At 60.5% G+C, this 19927-nt stretch carries 22 protein-coding genes and 1 tRNA gene; 17 read left to right on the forward strand and 6 right to left on the reverse strand.

Features of this window, described 5'->3' with window-relative positions:
* Window positions 1–183: 183 nt before the first annotated feature.
* Window positions 184–1605 carry a lipopolysaccharide biosynthesis protein gene (locus PZ897_RS07560; RefSeq protein WP_275751592.1) on the forward strand — a complete coding sequence of 474 codons (1422 nt, stop codon included), beginning with the start codon at window positions 184–186 and terminating at the stop codon, window positions 1603–1605.
* Between the two features lie 3 nt (window positions 1606–1608).
* The gene (locus tag PZ897_RS07565) at window positions 1609–2886 is read left to right on the forward strand and encodes a GNAT family N-acetyltransferase (protein WP_275751361.1); all 1278 of its coding nucleotides are present in this window, start codon (window positions 1609–1611) and stop codon (window positions 2884–2886) included.
* A gap of 55 nt (window positions 2887–2941) precedes the next feature.
* Here PZ897_RS07565 and PZ897_RS07570 read toward each other — a convergent pair whose 3' ends face one another.
* Both PZ897_RS07570 and PZ897_RS07575 read right to left on the reverse strand, forming a co-directional pair.
* Window positions 2942–4597 (reverse strand): AMP-binding protein, encoded by a 1656-nt coding sequence (locus PZ897_RS07570; RefSeq protein ID WP_275751593.1) that lies wholly within the window; start codon window positions 4595–4597, stop codon window positions 2942–2944.
* A gap of 262 nt (window positions 4598–4859) precedes the next feature.
* A tRNA-Leu gene (locus PZ897_RS07575) sits at window positions 4860–4944 on the reverse strand.
* 163 nt (window positions 4945–5107) lie between these two features.
* Between PZ897_RS07575 and PZ897_RS07580 the strand changes: the two genes are divergently transcribed.
* On the forward strand, window positions 5108–5806 hold the full coding sequence (locus PZ897_RS07580) for an exopolysaccharide biosynthesis protein (RefSeq protein WP_275751363.1): 699 nt from the start codon (window positions 5108–5110) through the stop codon (window positions 5804–5806).
* A 103-nt stretch (window positions 5807–5909) separates the two neighbouring features.
* The gene (locus tag PZ897_RS07585; RefSeq protein WP_275751365.1) at window positions 5910–6419 is read left to right on the forward strand and encodes a disulfide bond formation protein B; all 510 of its coding nucleotides are present in this window, start codon (window positions 5910–5912) and stop codon (window positions 6417–6419) included.
* 10 nt (window positions 6420–6429) lie between these two features.
* On the opposite strand, the gene PZ897_RS07590 is transcribed toward PZ897_RS07585, so the two are convergent.
* Both PZ897_RS07590 and PZ897_RS07595 read right to left on the reverse strand, forming a co-directional pair.
* Window positions 6430–6987 carry an HNH endonuclease gene (locus PZ897_RS07590; protein WP_275751366.1) on the reverse strand — a complete coding sequence of 186 codons (558 nt, stop codon included), beginning with the start codon at window positions 6985–6987 and terminating at the stop codon, window positions 6430–6432.
* 99 nt (window positions 6988–7086) lie between these two features.
* Window positions 7087–7734: a DNA-3-methyladenine glycosylase gene (locus tag PZ897_RS07595; RefSeq protein WP_275751368.1), complete on the reverse strand. Its 648-nt coding sequence runs from the start codon at window positions 7732–7734 to the stop codon at window positions 7087–7089.
* Between the two features lie 78 nt (window positions 7735–7812).
* On the opposite strand from PZ897_RS07595, the gene gluQRS reads away from it, so the two are divergent.
* Window positions 7813–8733, forward strand: coding sequence for a tRNA glutamyl-Q(34) synthetase GluQRS (gluQRS, locus tag PZ897_RS07600; protein WP_275751369.1), 921 nt, complete (start codon window positions 7813–7815; stop codon window positions 8731–8733).
* Window positions 8734–8752: 19 nt separating this feature from the next.
* Here the strand turns inward: gluQRS and PZ897_RS07605 are convergent, their stop codons facing one another.
* On the reverse strand, window positions 8753–9631 hold the full coding sequence (locus PZ897_RS07605; protein ID WP_275751371.1) for a YihY/virulence factor BrkB family protein: 879 nt from the start codon (window positions 9629–9631) through the stop codon (window positions 8753–8755).
* A 101-nt stretch (window positions 9632–9732) separates the two neighbouring features.
* Between PZ897_RS07605 and PZ897_RS07610 the strand changes: the two genes are divergently transcribed.
* From PZ897_RS07610 to PZ897_RS07650, 9 genes are all read left to right on the forward strand, one after another.
* Window positions 9733–10575 carry an SDR family oxidoreductase gene (locus PZ897_RS07610; protein ID WP_275751373.1) on the forward strand — a complete coding sequence of 281 codons (843 nt, stop codon included), beginning with the start codon at window positions 9733–9735 and terminating at the stop codon, window positions 10573–10575.
* Between the two features lie 76 nt (window positions 10576–10651).
* Window positions 10652–10849: a twin transmembrane helix small protein gene (locus PZ897_RS07615; RefSeq protein WP_275751375.1), complete on the forward strand. Its 198-nt coding sequence runs from the start codon at window positions 10652–10654 to the stop codon at window positions 10847–10849.
* Window positions 10850–10904: 55 nt separating this feature from the next.
* The gene (locus PZ897_RS07620; protein ID WP_275751377.1) at window positions 10905–11483 is read left to right on the forward strand and encodes a cob(I)yrinic acid a,c-diamide adenosyltransferase; all 579 of its coding nucleotides are present in this window, start codon (window positions 10905–10907) and stop codon (window positions 11481–11483) included.
* A gap of 51 nt (window positions 11484–11534) precedes the next feature.
* On the forward strand, window positions 11535–12317 hold the full coding sequence (locus PZ897_RS07625; protein WP_275751378.1) for a rhomboid family intramembrane serine protease: 783 nt from the start codon (window positions 11535–11537) through the stop codon (window positions 12315–12317).
* Between the two features lie 234 nt (window positions 12318–12551).
* A complete protein-coding gene (locus PZ897_RS07630) occupies window positions 12552–13301 on the forward strand; it encodes an electron transfer flavoprotein subunit beta/FixA family protein (RefSeq protein WP_275751379.1) in 750 nt (249 codons plus the stop codon).
* Window positions 13302–13324: 23 nt separating this feature from the next.
* Entirely contained in the window at window positions 13325–14254 is a 930-nt protein-coding gene (locus PZ897_RS07635; RefSeq protein WP_275751380.1) for an electron transfer flavoprotein subunit alpha/FixB family protein, read from the forward strand.
* A 128-nt stretch (window positions 14255–14382) separates the two neighbouring features.
* Complete coding sequence (locus PZ897_RS07640; protein ID WP_275751381.1) at window positions 14383–15264, forward strand: 3-hydroxybutyryl-CoA dehydrogenase; 882 nt, start codon at window positions 14383–14385, stop codon at window positions 15262–15264.
* An 8-nt stretch (window positions 15265–15272) separates the two neighbouring features.
* On the forward strand, window positions 15273–15743 hold the full coding sequence (locus PZ897_RS07645; RefSeq protein ID WP_275751383.1) for a DUF4442 domain-containing protein: 471 nt from the start codon (window positions 15273–15275) through the stop codon (window positions 15741–15743).
* A 167-nt stretch (window positions 15744–15910) separates the two neighbouring features.
* Entirely contained in the window at window positions 15911–16114 is a 204-nt protein-coding gene (locus PZ897_RS07650; protein ID WP_275751385.1) for a DUF2892 domain-containing protein, read from the forward strand.
* Window positions 16115–16180: 66 nt separating this feature from the next.
* Here the strand turns inward: PZ897_RS07650 and PZ897_RS07655 are convergent, their stop codons facing one another.
* Window positions 16181–16855 carry a TlpA disulfide reductase family protein gene (locus tag PZ897_RS07655; RefSeq protein WP_275751387.1) on the reverse strand — a complete coding sequence of 225 codons (675 nt, stop codon included), beginning with the start codon at window positions 16853–16855 and terminating at the stop codon, window positions 16181–16183.
* Between the two features lie 21 nt (window positions 16856–16876).
* Between PZ897_RS07655 and argH the strand changes: the two genes are divergently transcribed.
* The 3 genes from argH (at window position 16877) to lysA (ending at window position 19855) form a co-directional block, all read left to right on the forward strand.
* Window positions 16877–18277 carry an argininosuccinate lyase gene (gene argH, locus PZ897_RS07660; protein ID WP_275751388.1) on the forward strand — a complete coding sequence of 467 codons (1401 nt, stop codon included), beginning with the start codon at window positions 16877–16879 and terminating at the stop codon, window positions 18275–18277.
* Window positions 18278–18385: 108 nt separating this feature from the next.
* A complete protein-coding gene (locus PZ897_RS07665; RefSeq protein ID WP_275751390.1) occupies window positions 18386–18577 on the forward strand; it encodes a lipoprotein in 192 nt (63 codons plus the stop codon).
* Between the two features lie 9 nt (window positions 18578–18586).
* Window positions 18587–19855 carry a diaminopimelate decarboxylase gene (gene lysA / locus PZ897_RS07670; RefSeq protein WP_275751392.1) on the forward strand — a complete coding sequence of 423 codons (1269 nt, stop codon included), beginning with the start codon at window positions 18587–18589 and terminating at the stop codon, window positions 19853–19855.
* Window positions 19856–19927 lie beyond the last annotated feature (72 nt).

The following is a 19927-nucleotide window of genomic DNA, read 5'->3' on the forward strand; positions in this document are numbered from 1 at the left end:
TGACCACTCCGAAACCTCCTGTTTCAGCTCCCCTGCCGGTCAAAGCCACACCGAGGCGGCGCAGCCACATCCGCCCGTCTCGAATGCAGACTACGCCACTCAAATGATGAGACATTCGGTCAAACCGTTTCTTAACGTCGCCATGACATTGTGGCGTTGAAACAACCGGATTGAAGCTTGACCATGACGTTGATCGACACCGCTGGCAGACTGTTGCCGCCGCGCTATGCTGCGCGGCTTGCGCCGGTGCTCGAACGCCTGGCCACTCTCGCCGCGGCAACCGATGAAACCAGCGTGGCCCAGCGCATGGCCATGATCGCGTTTTCCATCCGTATCGTCAGTGCCGCGATTGCCTTTGTCTCACAGATCATCCTGGCGCGGCTGATGGGCGAATTCGAGTATGGTGTATTCGTTTTTGTCTGGGTGATCGCCATCATTCTGGGTAATCTCTCCTGCCTGGGTTTTCACACCGCTGTCATTCGCTTTCTGCCGCAATACCGCTCTGCCGGCGCGGAGGAAGCGATCATGGGGCTCGCCGCCACGGCCCGGATATTCGCCATGGTGTCGGCGACGCTGATTGCGGCAACCGCGATCGCCGCGCTCTATATGCTGGGCGACAAGGTCGAATCCCATTATGTTCAGCCGCTTTTCGTCGGCGCCTTCATCCTTCCAATGATTGCTCTGGGCGACGTGCTGGACGGAACCGCAAGGGCCAATAGCTGGCCGGTTCATGCTCTCAGCCCCACCTACATCGCCCGTCCGCTGCTCATCCTGGTCTTCGTCGCCGGCGCCATCTGGCTGGGACGCATGGCCGACGCCAACACGGCAATCGTCGCAGCTCTGGCTGCGGCCTATGTGACGACGATCACCCAGTTTATTGTCGTCACCAGCCGGCTTCGCAAACGCTTTCCGGCGCGCGGCGTCGAGGTTCACTTCAGAACCTGGTTGATGGTTGCCCTTCCGATCTTTCTGATTGAAGGCTTCTATTTCATGCTCACCAACGCCGATGTCATCATCGTCGGGCTTTACCTTCCGCCGGAAAAGGTTGCCGTCTATTTCGCCGCAGCCAAGACCATGGCGCTGGTTCATTTTGTCTATTTCGCCGTCAAGGCTGCCGCCGCGCAGCGCTTCTCGGCCCTGATCTCCGGCGCCGATCGCAACGCTCTGGCGGTTTTTGCGCGGCAAACCGTACGATGGACCTTCTGGCCGTCGCTGCTGGTCGGCGCGCTGGTGATCACGGCGGGACCGTTCTTGCTGTCGCTTTTCGGGCCCGCCTTCCAGGAAGGTCACCTCATCATGGTCGTCCTGTTCGCGGGCATTATCGCCAAGGCGATGATTGGTCCGGGCGAAGTGCTGCTGACCATGGCAGGCGAGCTCAGGATCTGTGCCATGATCTACGCCATGGCGCTCGCCGCGAATCTCGGTCTCAATGTCGTGCTGATTCCGGTCTGGGGCTTGCTCGGCGCAGCCACGGCAACAGCAACCGCAATGGCCATCGAGGCAGGCTTGCTGCATCTGGTCATCCGCCGACGGCTCGGCATTGTCATGTTCATCGCGGCCCGGCCCGTGCCGGAGCGTGTCCTACCTGCTGCGGAGGCCCGATAGCCGATGGCTTCCAGCCCTATCGTTCCTGAAGAGGTTGCCAGTCAGGCCAACACCCTGATTGGCGAGTTTGCCGATGTGCAGACCGGCCGGCCGCTCCCCGAGCGCGATATTGCTGTCGGCCGGCCGGGCCGGCATCTGGCAATTTATCCGGCCCGCGCCGGTTACGAATTGCGCGATGAGCTCGATTTTCTGACCCACAGGGCACTCGAGCCGAACGTTTTCTTTTCGGCCCGTTTCCTGGCGCCGGCCATGCCGCGGCTGGAAGATCGGGTAATCCGGCTCATGCTGATGCGGGATGAAACCGAGACTCATTCGCGCATGCGGATGCTGCTGCCCTACTCGGTAGAAAAGCCGGGCTTCTCCGTCGGCGCCTCGATCATTCGTGTCTGGGCCAACCCCTTCGGCCCGTTGGGCACGCCGCTGCTCGACCGTGAGGACGCAGCTGAAACGCTCGACAACATGCTCGAAGCGCTGGGACGGCCCGAATCCGGACTTCCGGGCATACTGGTGCTTCCCGACATGCGGCTGAATGGTCCGGTGGCGGCCCTGCTTCGTGCGGTTGCGGCAAGCCGCAACCTTTCCGTCGCCGTCACCGACGAGGCGCAACGCCCGTTTCTCGAAAGCACCCTGGACGCTGACCAATATCTGGCCAAATCTGTCTCCAGCAAACATCGCCACGAGATGGGCCGGCAATGGCGACGATTGTCCGAACATGGCGAGTTGAGCTATCTGGTCGCTCGTCAGCCCGAGGAAATCCGCTACCATCTTGAGGAATTCCTGACGCTCGAGGATTCCGGCTGGAAGGGGCGCCGCAAGTCAGCCATGGTCGCCGATCGCTATCGCGCTGCTTTCGCCCGTGAAGCCGTCAACAGTCTGGCTGAAACCGACAGTGTTCGAATTCATAGCCTGGCGCTTGACGGTGAGGCGATTGCGTCGATGATCGTCTTTGTCTCGGCTGGCGAGGCGTGGACGTGGAAAACCGCTTACAACGAGAACTGGGCCCGATATTCCCCCGGCAAACTTCTGGTCGACAGGCTGACCGAGTGGCACCTTGATGACTTCAACATTAGCCGCACCGATTCCTGTGCGGTGCCTGATCATCCGGTCATGAGCCGCATGTGGACCGAACGTGAAAGCATGGGCACCCTGGTCATCGGGCTTGATCCCAAACTCGACCGTGACGTGCGTCAGGTGGCAACCCAGTTGCACATCTACCGCAACACGCGCAACGTCGCCCGGCTGCTGCGCGAGAAGATCCGCGGCATGGCCAAACGGACCTGAACCTGTTCCTCCTGCTCACACCGCGCATTGTGACCGGCATCGGGCGCCGCAGATCTCAAGTATCTGGTCCGCCGGCTCTCGATTCCGCGATCGCCTGATCTCGCAAAATTCGCCGGATCACCTTGCCCGTGGTGGTCAGCGGCAGGCTATCGACAAATTCGATCTCTCGGGGATATTCATGCGCCGACAATCGCGTTTTGACCCATTCGCGGACGGATTCTGTCAACTCCGCGCCCGGCTCGATTGCGGGGGCCAGCACGATGTAGGCTTTGACAATCTGGGTGCGCAACGGATCAGGTTTCCCCACCACCGCTGCAAGCGCCACCGCCGGATGCCCGGTCAGGCAATCCTCGATTTCCCCAGGCCCGATCCTGTATCCCGACGACGTGATGACATCGTCATCCCGTCCGAAAAACGAAAAATACCCTTGCGCGTCGCGCACGCCTTGATCACCGGTGGCCAACCAGTCGCCGATGAACTTGGCCTTTGTCGCAGCCTCGTTTTGCCAGTAGCCCAGGAACATCACCGGATCCGGCCGCTTCACCGCAATCTGGCCTGCCACCCCGTCCGCCACGACTGTTCCCTGCTCGTCGATCACCGCCACCTGATGTCCGGGCACGGGCTTGCCGATAGCGCCGCCAAGGCTGACGCCGAGTTCAGCGCAGGATGAAAGCACCAGATTGCATTCGGTCTGGCCGTAGAACTCGTTGATGGTAAGACCGAGAACCTCTTTCGCCCAATCATAGGTCTCGCGCCCCAGCGCCTCGCCGCCCGATCCCATCGTGCGCAGGTTGAGACGATGACGTGACAGGGGATCACAAACCGTGCGCATGATCCTCAGCGCCGTGGGTGGAATGAAGGCATTGCGGACCTTCATCTCCGCCATGATCCGGTAGGCCAGCTCCGGATCGAATTTTTGCGCCCGAGACGACACCACCGGCACACCCAGCAGCAGTCCAGGCAGCAGAACATTGAGCAGACCGCCCGCCCAGGCCCAGTCCGCCGGCGTCCAGAGCTTGTCGCCGGGCTGCGGCAGGAATTCATGATGAGCCTGAACTCCGGGAATGTGCCCGATCAGCACCCTGTGCCCATGCAGCGCACCCTTGGGCGGCCCGGTGGTGCCGGAGGTGAAAATCATCAATGCCGGGTCATCGGCGCGGGTTTCAATCGCGACCGCGTCATCGGCGTGCCCCTGCTCCAATCCGTCGAAGCTGACAGTCCCGGCCATGCCGTCGTCTTCGCCGGCAACAACAATAGTCTGAAGCTCAGGCAAACGCTGCCGGACGCCGGCAACCGTGTGGTATCCACCCGGCGTTGTCACCAATACCTTGGTGCCGGAAGCGGCTAATCTGTGCACGACCGCTTCGGCCCCGAACAGCAGCGCCAGAGGCACCGCGATGGCGCCAAGCTTGTAGATTGCAACATGCGCGATTGCGGTCTCGAATCCCTGCGGCAGCATCAGCGCCACCCGATCCCCCGGCGCCACGCCGAGCGACCTGAGCCCACGGGCAAACCGGTTGGACCGGCGCGCCAGGCTGCCATAGGTCAACCTGTCGGGCTCCCCCTCGGGATTGAAATGCTCGAGACAGACCCTGTCGGGTTCACGCGCCGCCCAGGCATCCGACACCGCGCTGCCAATGTTGAAGAAGGCCGGAACATTCCATTCGAAGCGTGCGGCAATGTCTTCGAGAGTTTCACCCCTGGGCAGCAACATGGCAGGAAGTCCTTGCAAAAGCACATCGATTACCGGCACTGCTCTGCTTTCCATGCGAACAGGCAAGTCAGAACAGGTCAAAGTTCTATCAGGCACAAACGCCGGAATGAAGAGGGTGGAAAACGACGAGAACAGTTTTGCCGAATTCTGAGCTTCAAGCACAAATCTGTTGAATTCAGCGCCAGCCCGAACTTTGCAACGATGCATCGAAAATCTTGGCGATCGACTTCGACGAGGCGGTCGGCATGCGCGTAAAAAGTGGTGCCCCCTTCCGGACTCGAACCGGAACTCCTTGCAGAACCGCATTTTGAGTGCGGCGCGTCTACCAATTCCGCCAAAGGGGCAAACCACTGTGTCCAGTCCAATATTATCAGCAGGCGCCCTGGTCAAGCCGATAGATCAAATAGACCGCAATCTGTTCGCCAGCGCTGAAATGCGGTTTTGTTAAGCTCCCGGTCTGATGATGATGGAATGGGCGTAACTGCTCTGCTAAGGATCGGCGACTCAATGAGCAACAGGGGCACCCTGGCCATGACCGCATTTGAAGGATCGGCGACGCCACATGGCGCGCTTGCTAAGATCGAGGCCATCCTGAAGCCGCATCTGCAGCCCAACAGCCCGGCTGCGGATGACAGTGCAATGCCTGACCGCAATACGACCATCAGCCTCGGAGCGCTGAGCGATCTGATGCAGGAACGCGCTTTCGGGCTTTTGCTGCTGGTGCTGGCATTGCCCTGCTGCCTGCCCTTCATATATGTCCTGCCGCAGCTGGTGGCGCTTCCGATGGTGGTTCTTGCGGCACAGATGGCTACAGGCCGCCGCGCGCCATGGCTGCCGGAAACCTTACGCAAGCGCCAATTGCCGGTGGTCGGCTTGCTCGATGTGGTGGCGCGCGCCCGGCGCTATGGCGGCTGGCTGGAGCGGTTTGCCCATCCACGGTTTCCAGGCTTCACCGGTGACCGCGCAGCCCAAATCATCGGCGCCCTGCTGATCGTACCATGTCTCTCCATCCTCGTACCGCTGCCGCTCACCAACACCGTCCCCGGCATTGGTGTTGCCCTGGCGGCCATCGGCCTTATCGAACGCGATGCGCTGTTTGTCATTCTCGGCCTCGCCGTTGCCCTCATCTGGGTTGCCATCCTCGTCGTCGGCGGACCGGCACTGATCTATTTTCTGATCAGTTTTCTGCTCAACAAGGGGGCATAGGCCTGATGCCAGGCCATGCAAACAGCGCTGGCGCGCGCGCACACCATTGATTTGACACCAAGCGGGCGTAATCCGTCATGCGATCAAAAACTGGAACATGACAATGCAAACCGCCAATGCACACCCCAACCGCAGTCTCACAGCGCTGTTCCTGGCCGTAGCGATGGCCGTGGTCGTCGGATCGGCACTCGCCTTCGAACATATCGGCGGCTACATCCCCTGCGCGCTCTGCCTCGAGCAGCGCACCCCCTATTACATTGGCGCGCCCCTGATGCTCGTCGCTGCGCTGCTCTCCCGCGCTTCGGCGCCGTCCTCGGCCGTGCGGGTGCTTCTGGCCATTGGCGGATTGCTCATGCTCTATGGGCTTGCGCTCGGGGTCTATCACTCCGGTGTCGAGTGGCACTGGTGGGACGGCCCGGCTTCCTGTGCCACTGCGGCTGATGCGGTGACAAAGGATGCCGGCTCACTGCTTGGCGATCTCAGCTCGAAAAAACCGCCATCCTGTGATGCGGCCGCCCTGCGGGTGCTGGGATTGTCCTTTGCTGGCTGGAACGTCCTGGTCAGTGCCGTTCTGGCTGCCATCGCCTTCCGCAGTGCAAAAGCCAAGGATTAGGCCCCAGCGCTCACGGCTGCAGCTCAACGTCCCAATAGAGAAAGTCCATCCAGCTTTCATGCAGGAAGTTCGGTGGAAACATGCGGCCGTTCTTATGCAAGTCCTGCACGCTTGGCCGGTAGGGCTTTTGCTGCGGAATCATCCCTGCCTGCTTGGGCATTATCCCGCCCTTTCTCAGATTGCAGGGTGAACAGGCTGCGACGACGTTTTCCCAAGTGGTTTGCCCACCACAGCAGCGCGGGATCACATGGTCGAATGTCAACTCGTTCGGCGAACCGCAATACTGACATTCGAAGCGGTCTCTCAGGAAGACGTTGAACCGTGTGAACGCCGGAAAACGGGACGGCTTGATATAGGTCTTGAGACAGACAACGCTCGGCAACCGCATCGAAAAGCTCGGCGACGAAACCGCGTTGTCATACTCAGCGACAATCTGGACACGGTCGAGAAACACGGCCTTGACAGCATCCTGCCAGGACCATAGCGACAAAGGGTAATAACTCAGCGGCCTGTAGTCAGCGTTCAGAACGAGCGCCGGCAGCGACTGCGGGGACACAAAGATCGTCAAGCGACCCTCCCGGGCGATACTTCATCTGCACGGAGTATAATAAGCTGGATATATCGGGCTTGTGAAGCATTTACGTGACAAACCATTTTTTTCCTCGCATCACCCGTCCAGCGGTGTTGCATCGCGCTTCATCACCGTCGCGTAATAGGCCCACAACAGCCGCGCCGCCACGCCACGCCAGGGACTCCAAGGTTCGGCAAGAGACGACAGCAATCGCGGATTCGGCCGGGCTTCCAGGCCAAGGATATCGGCTGCGGCATTTTGCAACGCCACATCGCCTGCTGGAAAAACATCCGGATGCCCGGCACAAAACAGCAAATAGACCTCCGCCGTCCAGGGCCCGACCCCTTTGATCGCCACCATCTTGCTCAGTGCCTCCCGCCCGTCGAGACGGCAGAGGCCATCGAGGTCAAGCTCACCGTCAAGCACGCCGCAAGCGACCCGGCACAGCGTCTCCGCCTTGGCCCGGGACAGGCCGGCTTGGCGCAGCGCCTCCGGGCTGAGCGCCAGGATCGCCGCCGGGGAAATTTCGCCGGCCGCCCATTCCAGTTTGCGCTGTAACGCAGCCGCACTGGCTTTCGACACCATCTGCGACAGAATGATCTCGGCAAACGCGGCATAGCCGGGCGGTCTGCGCCGCAATGGAACCGGACCGCTAAGCTCGATTGCGCGGGCCAGCCGCGCATCGCACTGCGCCAGCCCGGCAAGCCCGGCGGCAATATCCTCGGTGCTGTCAATCCGGCGCATGGTCTGCCTTCTGCCGATTGGTTCGGCCCACGCAACCGACACCGGTGACGCGGCCTGCAAAAAATGACATGAAATACCATGCTGAACGACAACGCCACAGCCAAACCATCTCTTGCCCCGCCGGTCGTGCGCTTTGCCCCCAGCCCGAACGGCTTGCTTCATCTCGGTCATGCCCGATCCGCCGTGCTCAACACCCGTTTCGCCCGCAGCCGCGGCGGTAGCTTTCTGCTGCGCGTCGAAGATATCGACACCACCCGTGCGCGGCCCGAATTCGAAGCGGCCATCTTTGAGGATCTGGCCTGGCTTGGGCTGGAATGGCCGACACCGGTGCGCCGCCAATCCGAGCATCTTGCCGACTACGAGGCGGCACTGACCGAGCTGCGCAAGCTTGGTCTGCTCTATCCTGCGTTTCTCAGCCGCGCCGAGGCCGCTGATCGGGTGCGCGCCATCGATGCCTCCGGAGGTTCATGGCCGCGCGATCCCGACGGCGTGCCGCATTACCCCGGTGACGACCGCGCATTGTCGGATCGTCAACGCACAGAGAGGATAGATGCTGGTGAACCTCACGCCTGGCGGCTGGATATGCAAGCGGCCGTGCAAAACCTGGATGGCGCCCTGCACTGGGATGAACATGGTGCCGGACCGAACGGTGAAACGGGCACACTTGCCGCCAATCCTGCAATGTGGGGCGATGTCAAACTGGCGCGGCGCGATATCCCCGCCAGCTACCACCTCGCCGTCAGCGTGGATGATGCCCTTCAGCAGGTCACCGATGTGATTCGCGGCGAAGATCTGTTCGCCTCCACGTCCGTTCACCGCCTGTTGCAGCACTTGCTTGGGCTGCCATCGCCGCGCTACCACCATCATAGCCTGGTGTGCGGTTCCGACGGGTGCAAGCTCTCCAAACGTGATGGCGCCACCTCCTTGGCTTCGCTGCGGCAACAAGGCGCCACCTCTGACGACATCCTCGCCTTGGCCGGGCTGGCGCAATCAGCCTGATCGCCGCCGGTTCATGACATCACGTATCATGCGTTGCCTGGCTCTTCAGCTCGGATGCCCGGCTCCGCATTTCGGCCCGCACCCGCGCCTTGATAATGGCGGCATTGATCTCGGCGCCGAGAATGAAGATCGCTGCAATGATGTAGAGAAACACCAGGGCCACCATGATCGAGGCCAGTCCCGCATAGGTCGAAACATATGTGGCGAATTCCTTCAGGTAGCGGGCGAATGCCAGCGCTCCGGCAATCCACGCAATCAACGTCACGCAAATACCGGGCATGACATCGATGAGCCTGCGTTTGCCTGCCGGCAGCCACAGATGCGAGAGCACAAGGCCCACCACCAGCACCGACACGGCGACAAGAATACGCCAGTTATCGACGGCCGAGATCAGGGTCTCCATCCAGGGGGCAAATTGTCGTGCCAGCTTCAGCACCAGTGGCGCCAGCACAAGCAGAAAGCTGATGGCCATGATCACCATCACCGCGATGACCACGAAGCCGAGACTCTGCGCCCTTGTCACGTACCAGGGGCGGGTTTCGGTCACCCGGTAAGCACGGTTGAGTGAAACCCTGAGCGCCTCGACGCCGTTGGCGGAAAAGAATGCCGCCGCCAGCACCGAGATCGTCAGCAGGCCGCCGCGCTCGATGGTCAGCACGTTGATTACCTCCCGCGCGATCGGCTTGGCGATCGATTCGGGCCAGGTATCGAAAATCAGGTGCGATGCTGTGTCCGCATAGGCGTGGGCGCCGAGAAAGCTCGCCAACGATGTGCCGAATATCATGAACGGGAACAGCGCCATAAGGATCGACAGGGCCACGTGACTGGCCATCGCCCAACCATCATCATTGTTGAAATGGGTAACTGCATCGAGGATGACCGCGTATGTTCGTCGCAATGCGTGCTCCCTGCCTGACTGACTTTAAAACGAATACCGGCATTGTCAGCCAAGGGTGATTATGGGATTTGAAACGCCGCAGGAACAGGGGTTGGTCATAAATGAACGGTGATAACCAAAGAAAATCGATTCTGGTGACGGGCTGCTCCAGCGGCATTGGCGCCTATTGCGCCCGCGCGCTCAAGGCCGAAGGCTGGCAGGTCATAGCCTCGGCCCGCACAGCCGAAGATATTGCCCGTCTTCACGCCGACGGTCTTGAGGCCTTTCACCTCGATTATGCAGATCCTGCCAGCATCGCCGAGTTTTTTGCGCTCGCCATGGACGCCACCGGCGGGCGTTGCGACGCGCTGTTCAACAATGGCGGCTACGGCCAGGTCGGTGCGGTCGAGGATCTCGACACCGATGTCCTGAGGGCGCAGTTCGAAGCCAATTTTTTCGGCTGGCACGACCTCACCCGACGGGTCATCCCGGTAATGCGGACCCGTGGCCATGGCCGCATTGTGCAATGTTCTTCCATTCTCGGCCTGGTTCCCATGCGCTTTCGCGGCGCCTACAACGCCTCCAAACATGCGATCGAGGGGCTTTCGGTGACGCTGGCGATGGAACTCGAAGACACCGACATTCACGTCAGCCTCATCGAACCCGGCGCGATCGTCAGCCGGTTCAGAGCCAATGCCCTGAAGCATTTTCATCGTGAAATAGACATTGAGGGTTCCGTGCACCGCCAGGTTTATCAGGCCCAGCTCCGCCGGCTTGAAAAACAGGAGCAGTCAGACAGCGGCAAATTGGGACCGGACGCTGTCCACAAGGTCCTGCGTCACGCGCTGACGGCTGATCGTCCGCGCTTTCACTATGCCGTAACACGTGAGGCGAAACTGGGCGTCATGGCCCGCCGGATGCTGCCGGCAAGTCTGTTGTACCCATGGCTCGCCAAGAAAAATTGAGTTGCTGACAAGCGTTGGAATTGCCGGCAAGACGCCCTATGTTCCCACCGGAACCCCGCCACGAGGAAACCGCCTGATGTCGTCCGTAACCTATGTGCTGTCCATTGTCGTCATGCTGGCTGTTGCGGTCGTTCTGGTGCGCGGCCTCGTCAACATGGCGCGCGGCGGCAACAGTAATCTTTCCAACAAACTGATGCAGGCCCGCGTGTTGCTGCAATTTGTCGCCGTGATACTGATCGTTGCGACCCTGTGGCTTACCGGGGGCGGGCGCTGACCTGACAGCGCTTTGCCGCCGAAGCTCCCTCAACCCGTCCCGGAAGGTCTGCCTCATGGTTAAACTCAACAAGATCTACACCAAAACCGGTGATGACGGCACGACTGGCCTGGTGGCGGGCGAGCGGCGGCCGAAATATGATTTGCGGATCGAGGCCTATGGCACGGTCGACGAAGCCAATGCCGTGATCGGCCTGGTGCGGCTTCACACGGCCTCCATGCCCGACCTCGATGCCATGCTGATGCGGATCCAGAATGATTGCTTCGACCTTGGCGCCGATCTTGCCACGCCCGACACCGGCAAGACGCCCAAATACGAGCCCTTGCGAATTGTCGACTCGCAAGTCGAGCGGATCGAAAGCGATATCGATCATCTCAATGCCGATCTCGAACCATTGCGATCCTTCATCCTGCCCGGCGGCACTCCGGCTGCGGCGCATCTGCACCTCGCCCGCACCCTGGTGCGCCGGGCTGAACGGCTGATGGTTGAACTCGCTGCGCAGGACACTGAAACAGTCAATCCCGCAGCGATCCGGTTCGCCAACCGACTATCCGACTTCTTTTTTGTCGCCGCGCGCTGGGTCAATGATCACGGCCGCGCGGATGTGCTTTGGGTTCCGGGCAAAAACCGGTAGTCTGCGACGGAGTGACTTGATAGCCCCACAGGCCAAACGGAATCCCGCGCCATGTTCATTCCCCTCTATGATTCCAACAATCTCAAGCACATCAAGCTGCAATGGGTGACGTGGTCATTGATTGTGATCAATGTGCTTGTTTGGGGAGTAACCGGGTTTGCGGGCGATGACAGCGAGTTCACCAATGCCGCTTTCCTGAGCCTGGGCTACATCCCTTCGGTGGTCAATGACATCGCCGACCTGCCGGCCTCGCTCGTTCTCGTGCCCGAGGATGCGACCTACATCACCTACAGTTTCCTGCATGGAAACCTGCTCCATCTCGGCTCAAACATGCTGTTTTTGTGGGTGTTCGGCGACAATGTCGAAGATGCGATGGGGCATATCAAGTTTCTCATCTTCTATTTGCTGTGCGCCGCCGCCGGGGCTTACATGCACGGGCTGCTTCTTCCCGACTCCGATGGCCCGCTGATTGGCGCCTCAGGTGCGGTTGCCGGTGTCATTGCTGCCTATCTGATGCTGCATCCCAGGGTCAGGGTCTGGGTACTGGTGCTCGGCCGTATCCCGCTGCCCTTGCCGGCTTACATTCCGCTATTGTTCTGGGTCGGCACCCAATTCGTTATGGTCGTCACCGATTTTGGCGGGGACGTCTCCTGGGGGGCCCATATTGGCGGCATGATCGTCGGGGCGGTTCTGGTCCTTGTGTTGCGCCGATCCGGAGTACCCCTGTTCGACCGGACCATCGAGAGCCCCAAGGCAGTCATCCGCAAGACAACGCCACCGGCGCAATCCGCGCCGGCCTCGTCACGAGCGCAGACAACGAAGTGGGGACGCTAGCGCAACGGCGGCAAATTGATGCGAACCTGAGCATTTTTTTCTGCGCAATCGGGATTCTCCGGTGTTGTTACGATTGAATTTGGACAGAATTCGCGTATCCATGTCGCCAATCGGCTATCCGGGCGGCGTCGTCGCAGGCAAAATCCGGATCAATGGTCTGCTGCCGGGGCTGTCCGGCCTGAACAAAACACCGCCGAACAAAATGAGGCCTAGCAAAGTGAGGAAGACAAACCGATGAAAATTCTGGTGCCGGTGAAGCGGGTTGTTGACTACAACGTCAAGATCCGAGTGAAATCCGATGGCAGTGGCGTAGACCTCGCCAATGTAAAGATGTCGATGAATCCGTTTGACGAGATCGCCATCGAGGAAGCGCTGCGGCTCAGGGAAGCCGGTAAGGCGACCGAAGTCATTGCGGTTTCAATCGGGCCGGCCAAGGCCGAAGAAACCCTGCGCACCGCACTTGCCATGGGCGCCGACCGGGCAATTCTGGTCGTGGCCGACACCTTGGTCGAGCCATTGGCGGTGGCCAAGATCCTCAAGGGCATCGTCGGCGAAGAAAGCCCGGACCTGGTGATCCTGGGCAAGCAGGCAATCGATGACGACGCCAACCAGACCGGCCAGATGCTCTCGGCGCTCCTGGGCTGGAGCCAGGCCACATTCGCCTCCAAGGTCGAGATCGGCGACGGTTCCGCTGACGTCACCCGCGAGGTCGATGGCGGGTTGCAGACCATTTCGGTCAAGCTGCCGGCGATTGTGACCACCGATTTGCGCCTCAACGAGCCGCGTTATGCCTCGCTCCCCAACATCATGAAGGCGAAGAAGAAGCCGCTCGACAAGAAAACCGCTGACGATTACGGCGTCGACCTTTCGCCGCGGCTTGAAGTCATAAAGACCGAGGAACCAGGTGGCCGCAAGGCCGGCGTCAAGGTGGCTTCCGTGGCCGAACTGGTTGACAAGCTCAAGAACGAAGCAGGCGTGCTGTAAGCGCGGGAAAGGAAGATCATACCATGGCCATTCTCATCATAGCCGAACACGACCACGCTTCACTGTCCGAGCAGACCGCCAAGGCGGTCACCGCAGCATCCCAGATAGGTGGCGACATCCACATCCTGGTTGCCGGCCAGGACGCCAAACCTGCAGCCAATGCAGCCGCCAAGCTTGACGGTGTCTCCAAGGTGCTGCTGGCCGAGGGCGGGGAATACGCCAACCGGTTGGCAGAGCCACTGGCGGCTCTGGCTGTCTCCCTTGCCGGCGATTACGACACGCTGATGGCGCCTGCCACCACGTCGGGCAAGAACGTCATGCCGCGCGTTGCAGCACTTCTTGATGTCATGCAGATTTCCGACATCATCGAGGTGATGTCGGCGGACACGTTCAAGCGCCCGATCTATGCCGGCAACGCGCTGCAGACGGTCAAGTCGACGGACGCCAAGCGGGTCATCACCGTGCGCACCGCCAGCTTCTCCGCTGCCGGCGAAGGAGGTTCAGCATCGGTTGAGAGCGTTGACGCAGCCGGTGATCCCGGGCTGTCATCCTTTGTCAAGGATGCGATCGCCGAAAGCGACCGCCCGGAACTGACGTCGGCCAAGATCATCATCTCCGGTGGCCGCGCGCTTGGATCTTCGGAGAAGTTCCAGAGCGTGATTCTGCCTGTGGCCGACAAGCTGGGCGCCGCCGTCGGCGCATCCCGCGCAGCCGTCGACGCTGGCTTCGCCCCCAATGACTGGCAAGTCGGTCAGACCGGCAAGGTCGTGGCTCCCGATCTTTATATTGCCTGCGGCATATCGGGCGCGATCCAGCATCTGGCCGGGATGAAGGATTCCAAGGTCATCGTCGCCATAAACAAGGACGAGGAAGCTCCGATTTTCCAGGTCGCTGATTACGGTCTGGTCGCTGATTTGTTCGAAGCTCTGCCGGAGCTCGAAAAGGCGCTCTGATCGAAGAAAATCATCGACAAGATCAATGGCCGGGCTGGACGTCTCCATCCCGGCCATTTAGGTTCCTAGCCCGGACGCAAATGGTTCTGCGCTTCCGGCAGCATCCTAACATCAGTCAGGCGGAACAAATGGGCAATCAGATCAAGAGTGTCGGCATTATCGGCGCGGGCCAGATGGGCAGCGGGATCGCCCATGTTTGCGCCATGGCAGGTTATGATGTGCACGTGCACGACACTTCCGCAGATACGCTTCAGGACATGCTCGCCACCATCAGCGGCAATCTTGCCCGGCAGGTCTCGTCCGGAAAGACGACAGAGGCCGACCGCGAAGCCACCCTCGCCAGAATCCGCCTCGCACCCGACATTGCAGATCTCGCGGCGATGGATCTCGTCATAGAGGCCGCCACCGAGGATGAAACGGTCAAGCGCAAGATCTACCAGCAGCTCTGCCCAGTGCTCAATCCCGAGGCGATCCTCGCCACCAACACGTCGTCCCTGTCGATCACCCGCCTTGCCTCGGCAACCGACCGGCCGGAACGCTTCATCGGCATCCATTTCATGAACCCGGTGCCGGTGATGAAACTGGTCGAACTGGTGCGCGGCATCGCCACCGAAGAAACCACCTTCAAATCCGCACGCGGCTTCATAGATACGCTCGACAAGACCATTACCGTCGCGGAGGATTTTCCTGCCTTCATCGTCAACCGCATCCTGCTGCCGATGATCAACGAGGCGATCTATACGCTCTATGAGGGCGTCGGATCCGTGGAAGCCATAGACACCGCCATGAAGCTCGGCGCCAATCATCCGATGGGCCCACTGCAGCTGGCCGATTTTATCGGGCTCGACACCTGTCTGTCGATCATGCAGGTCCTCCACGACGGGCTGTCAGATTCGAAGTACCGGCCCTGCCCACTGCTGGTGAAGTACGTGGAAGCCGGCTGGCTCGGACGCAAGTCTGGTCGCGGATTTTATGATTACCGCGGCGACACGCCGGTCCCCACCCGGTAAGAACTCAGATGAAAGCCAAAGCCCTCCGCCGCGGGATGAACCTGTGGCCACCTTTGCTGTGCGCCGGCATCCGGGTCCGCCATATCAGCGATGATTTCCGCGCCGTCGATGTCGATCTGCGTGAACGATTCTACAACAAGAACTATGTCGGCTGCCATTTCGGGGGCTCGTTGTTTGCCATGACTGACCCGTTCTGGATGTTGATGGTGATGCGCAATCTCGACCGCAGCTACACGGTCTGGGACAAATCTGCCGCAATTGAGTTCCTCCGCCCCGGACGCGGCACGGTGTCTGCGAGTTTCCGGCTTACTGACGCCATGCTCGACGAAATTCGCGCCAACACCGTCGAAGACGGCGCCAGGTATCTCCGGACGTTCCCGGTTGATATCGTCAACACCGATGGTGATCCCGTCGCCCGCATCACCAAGACCCTGCATATCAGGCGAAAGCCCGATATGCGAAACCGGATCGGCGGCTGAAAAGCGAAACCCGCCGGGGGCCGCTACTGACCGGCCGAGATCCGGTCAGGCCATTTACATAAAACATATTGAATATACAATCTATAAATGCTATATGTCAGTCCAAGTGAAACCTCCGGAGGTCCGGCGGCGCGGGCTGGGCCCGAGATACAGCAAAGGATTTGGATATGGCACTCGATCGCACAATTCTGGCGTTCGCAGGAGTTATGGTTCTGCTCTCTGTGGCGCTTGGTTATTTCGTATCGCCCTACTGGCATCTGCTGACGGTTTTCGTCAGCCTGAACATGATTCAGTCTTCCTTCACGGGGTTTTGCCCCGCGGCCATGCTCTTCAAGAAGTTCGGTGTGAAACCGGGCTGTGCCTTCGACTGAATCCTGGAAAATCAATGCGGATTTGGGCGCGGCCGCGGGACATTCCGAGCCGCGCCCCATCTGATCTCAGCCTGCCTTGAGGGCGGCTACGAGCGCCTTGGCATCGTCGCTGGCCCATTCCGCCGGTCCATTCATGGCCCCGAGCAGGCAGCCGTCCTTGCCTATTATCAGCGTGACCGGCAGCCCAAAAGCCAGACTTTCCTTCTTCAGCGTGTTGAAAACGCCCATGCTGGCATCCCGGTAAAGACCCAGATTGGCAACCCCGATCTCGTCTAGAAATGCTTTCGGCTTGGCGGCATCGCCCGTGTCGATGTTGATCGCCAGCACCTTGAAGGCATCATCGCCCAGTTCCGTCTGCAGCTCCGACAAGGCCGGCATTTCAGCTCGGCACGGCGCGCACCATGTGGCCCAGAGATTGACCAGAAGGGCCTGTCCGGCAAAATCGGCAATGCGGCTTTCGTCCCCCTCCTCGGAGACAAAATTCATGTCGGGCAGCACAACCGGCGCCTCACGTATCGCCATGGCAGCCACCTCGCCTTTTGCCAGCGGTTTGAGCCTGGCGAGAATTTCCGGATCGGCCGTGCATTCGGCTTGTGCGGTGGAAGCGACACTTTCAGTCAGCGGCGCATTGCCAGAGGGCAATGCTTTCAAGTATATCCCGGCTGCCCCCACCACGACGCCCAGGGCAATTGCGATTGCGACGAGGGCAACGATGGACAGGCGATTAGGCGATTGGCTCATGACAAACTCCAAGGCAGGCTCATGTCGATAGATAAGGACAAACAGGCGTCAAACCAGATGTGGGGTGGCCGATTTGCGTCCGGGCCGGATGCCATCATGGAGGAAATCAACGCCAGTATCGATTTCGACCGCAAGCTCTATGCCCAGGACATTCGCGGATCCCTCGCACATGCGGCGATGCTTGCCAAGACTGGCATAATTTCGAGCGACGATTGCGACAAGATCACTCACGGACTGCACACGATTCTGTCAGAAATCGAAGACGGCAGGTTTGTTTTCTCGCGCCAGCTTGAAGACATTCACATGAATATCGAATCGCGGCTGGCTGAACTGATCGGACCAACTGCCGGACGGCTGCACACCGCCCGCTCCCGCAATGACCAGGTGGCGCTGGATTTCCGCCTCTGGGTCAAGGAAGAGCTCGGCCGCACCGAAGCAGCCCTCACGCGGCTGATTTCAGCGTTTCTCGACAAGGCAGAGCTGCACGCCGACACGGTCATGCCGGGCTTCACCCATCTGCAATCGGCGCAGCCCGTCACCTTCGGCCACCACTGCATGGCCTATGTCGAGATGTTCGGCCGCGACCGCCAACGGGTACGCCATGCCATCGAGCACATGGATGAAAGCCCGATCGGCGCCGCAGCTCTTGCCGGCACCGGCTTTCCGATCGATCGGGACATGACCGCGAAGGCGCTCGGCTTCCGCGAACCCACCCGCAACTCGATCGACACGGTGTCCGATCGCGATTTCGCGCTTGAATTCCTGTCGCTCGCCGCAATCTGCGCGGTTCACCTCTCACGCCTGGCCGAGGAAATCGTCATCTGGTCGACGCCGCAATTCGGTTTTGTCAGGCTCTCGGACGCCTTCTCCACCGGCTCCTCGATCATGCCGCAGAAGAAAAACCCCGATGCGGCGGAACTGGTTCGCGCCAAGACCGGCCGCATCAACGGGTCGCTGGTAGCACTTCTGACCATCATGAAGGGACTGCCGCTGGCCTATTCCAAGGACATGCAGGAAGACAAGGAACAGGTCTTTGACGCAGCCGAGAGCCTGGAATTGTCGATTGCGGCAATGACCGGCATGATCAGCGACATGGAAATCCGCGCCGATCAGATGCGCCAGGCCGCCGGATCGGGCTATTCCACCGCTACCGATCTTGCCGATTGGCTGGTGCGCGAGGCCGGACTGCCGTTCCGCGACGCCCACCACGCCACCGGACATGCCGTCGCCATGGCGGAGGAAAAGGGCTGCGAACTGGCAGAGTTGTCGTTGCAACAGCTGCAGGCCATCAACCCGGCAATCACCGAGGGAATCTTCGATGTATTGACCGTCGAGGCCTCCGTCGCCAGCCGCCAGAGCTTTGGCGGAACCGCCCCGTCACAGGTCCGCAAGCAGGTTGCCTGGTGGCGGGCGCGGATCTAGCAGCCGGCTTCAAGGCTTGAGGCAACCGACAAAGCGGGTGCACATCGTGCCGAAAAATTGTATGTAGGTCCCGCGTTTGCAAACGCAGGTTATTTTGAGGAAGAGCGAATGACGACCGGCCCGTGGATCAAAACGATATGCGCAATGGCTCTGCTGGGCGTGGTCCTGACAGGATGCGGCCGCAAGGGTCCGCTGGAACGCCCGGGCGTGACACCGATGCCGGCAGCGCCAGGCGCCGAAGAGCCGAATGAGCCGGTGGCCCCGGAACGGCGGTTCATCCTCGATGGTCTTCTCGAATAGGCGCACCCAATGAACCATTTTGACTATCGTGATGGCGTTCTTCACGCCGAGGGCGTCAGCCTGCCTCAAATTGCCGCCGAAGTCGGCACCCCGTTCTATTGTTATTCGACCGCCACGCTGAGCCGGCACTACAAGGTCTTTGCCGACGCGTTCGCCGACATCGATTCGATGGTCTGTTACGCCATGAAGGCCAATTCCAATCAGGCGGTGCTCAAGACGTTGGCGCAACTGGGATCAGGCGTCGATGTCGTCTCCGAAGGCGAGTTGCTGCGCGCGCTTGCGGCCGGCATTCCAGCCTCGCGGATCGTGTTCTCCGGCGTGGGCAAGACCGCACGCGAGATGGACGCCGCCCTGGCAGCCGAGATCTACTGTTTCAACGTCGAATCCGAACCCGAGCTCGAGCTGCTCAACGCCCGGGCGCTTGCCATGGGCAAGGTTGCGCCCGTGTCCTTTCGCATCAACCCCGATGTCGACGCCAAGACCCACGCCAAGATTTCAACCGGCAAGAAGGAAGACAAGTTCGGCATTTCCTGGCAACGCGCACCGGCAGTGTACCGCCATGCGGCAAGCCTTCCGGGCGTCCGCGTCACCGGTATCGACATGCACATCGGCAGCCAGATCACCGATCTCAAGCCCTTTGATGATGCACTCAAGCTGATGGTCGAACTGATCGGCCAACTGCGCGCCGAAGGTCACATCATCGAGCATTTCGATATCGGCGGCGGCCTCGGCGTGCCCTATCGCGACGACAATGCAACACCTCCCGGTCCCGACGCCTATGCCGCAATGGTCAAGGGGCACCTTCGCGATCTCGGCTGCAAGGTCATTCTCGAACCCGGCCGCCTGATCGTTGCCAATGCCGGGGTTCTGGTTTCCGAAGTCATCTACATCAAGGATGGCGGCGACAAGACCTTCGTCATCGTTGACGCCGCCATGAACGATCTGATCCGGCCGACACTGTATGAAGCCTGGCACGAAATCCGGCCGGTGAAACTGTCCGCTGCCAGCGCACCGCGAATCCGCGCCGATATTGTCGGTCCGGTCTGCGAGAGCGGCGATTATCTCGCCAAGGACCGCGAGATGTCGGCGCTCAAGGCGGCAGACCTGATCGCTGTGGCCACCACCGGAGCCTATGGCGCCGTGCAGGCAGGCACCTACAATTCCAGGCTGCTGATACCCGAAGTGCTGGTGCATGGCGATCAGTTCCACGTCGTCCGGCCGCGTCCGTCCTATGATGACCTGATTGGCATGGACTCGCTGCCTGCCTGGCTCGACTGAACATCCGCACCACGCTTGCCGGCCCCTGATTGTGTGTCAGGCCGGCGCAAAACGGTTTCACTTTTCCGTCAC

Source organism: Hoeflea sp. YIM 152468, from assembly GCF_029210485.1.
Classification (GTDB): domain Bacteria; phylum Pseudomonadota; class Alphaproteobacteria; order Rhizobiales; family Rhizobiaceae; genus Hoeflea.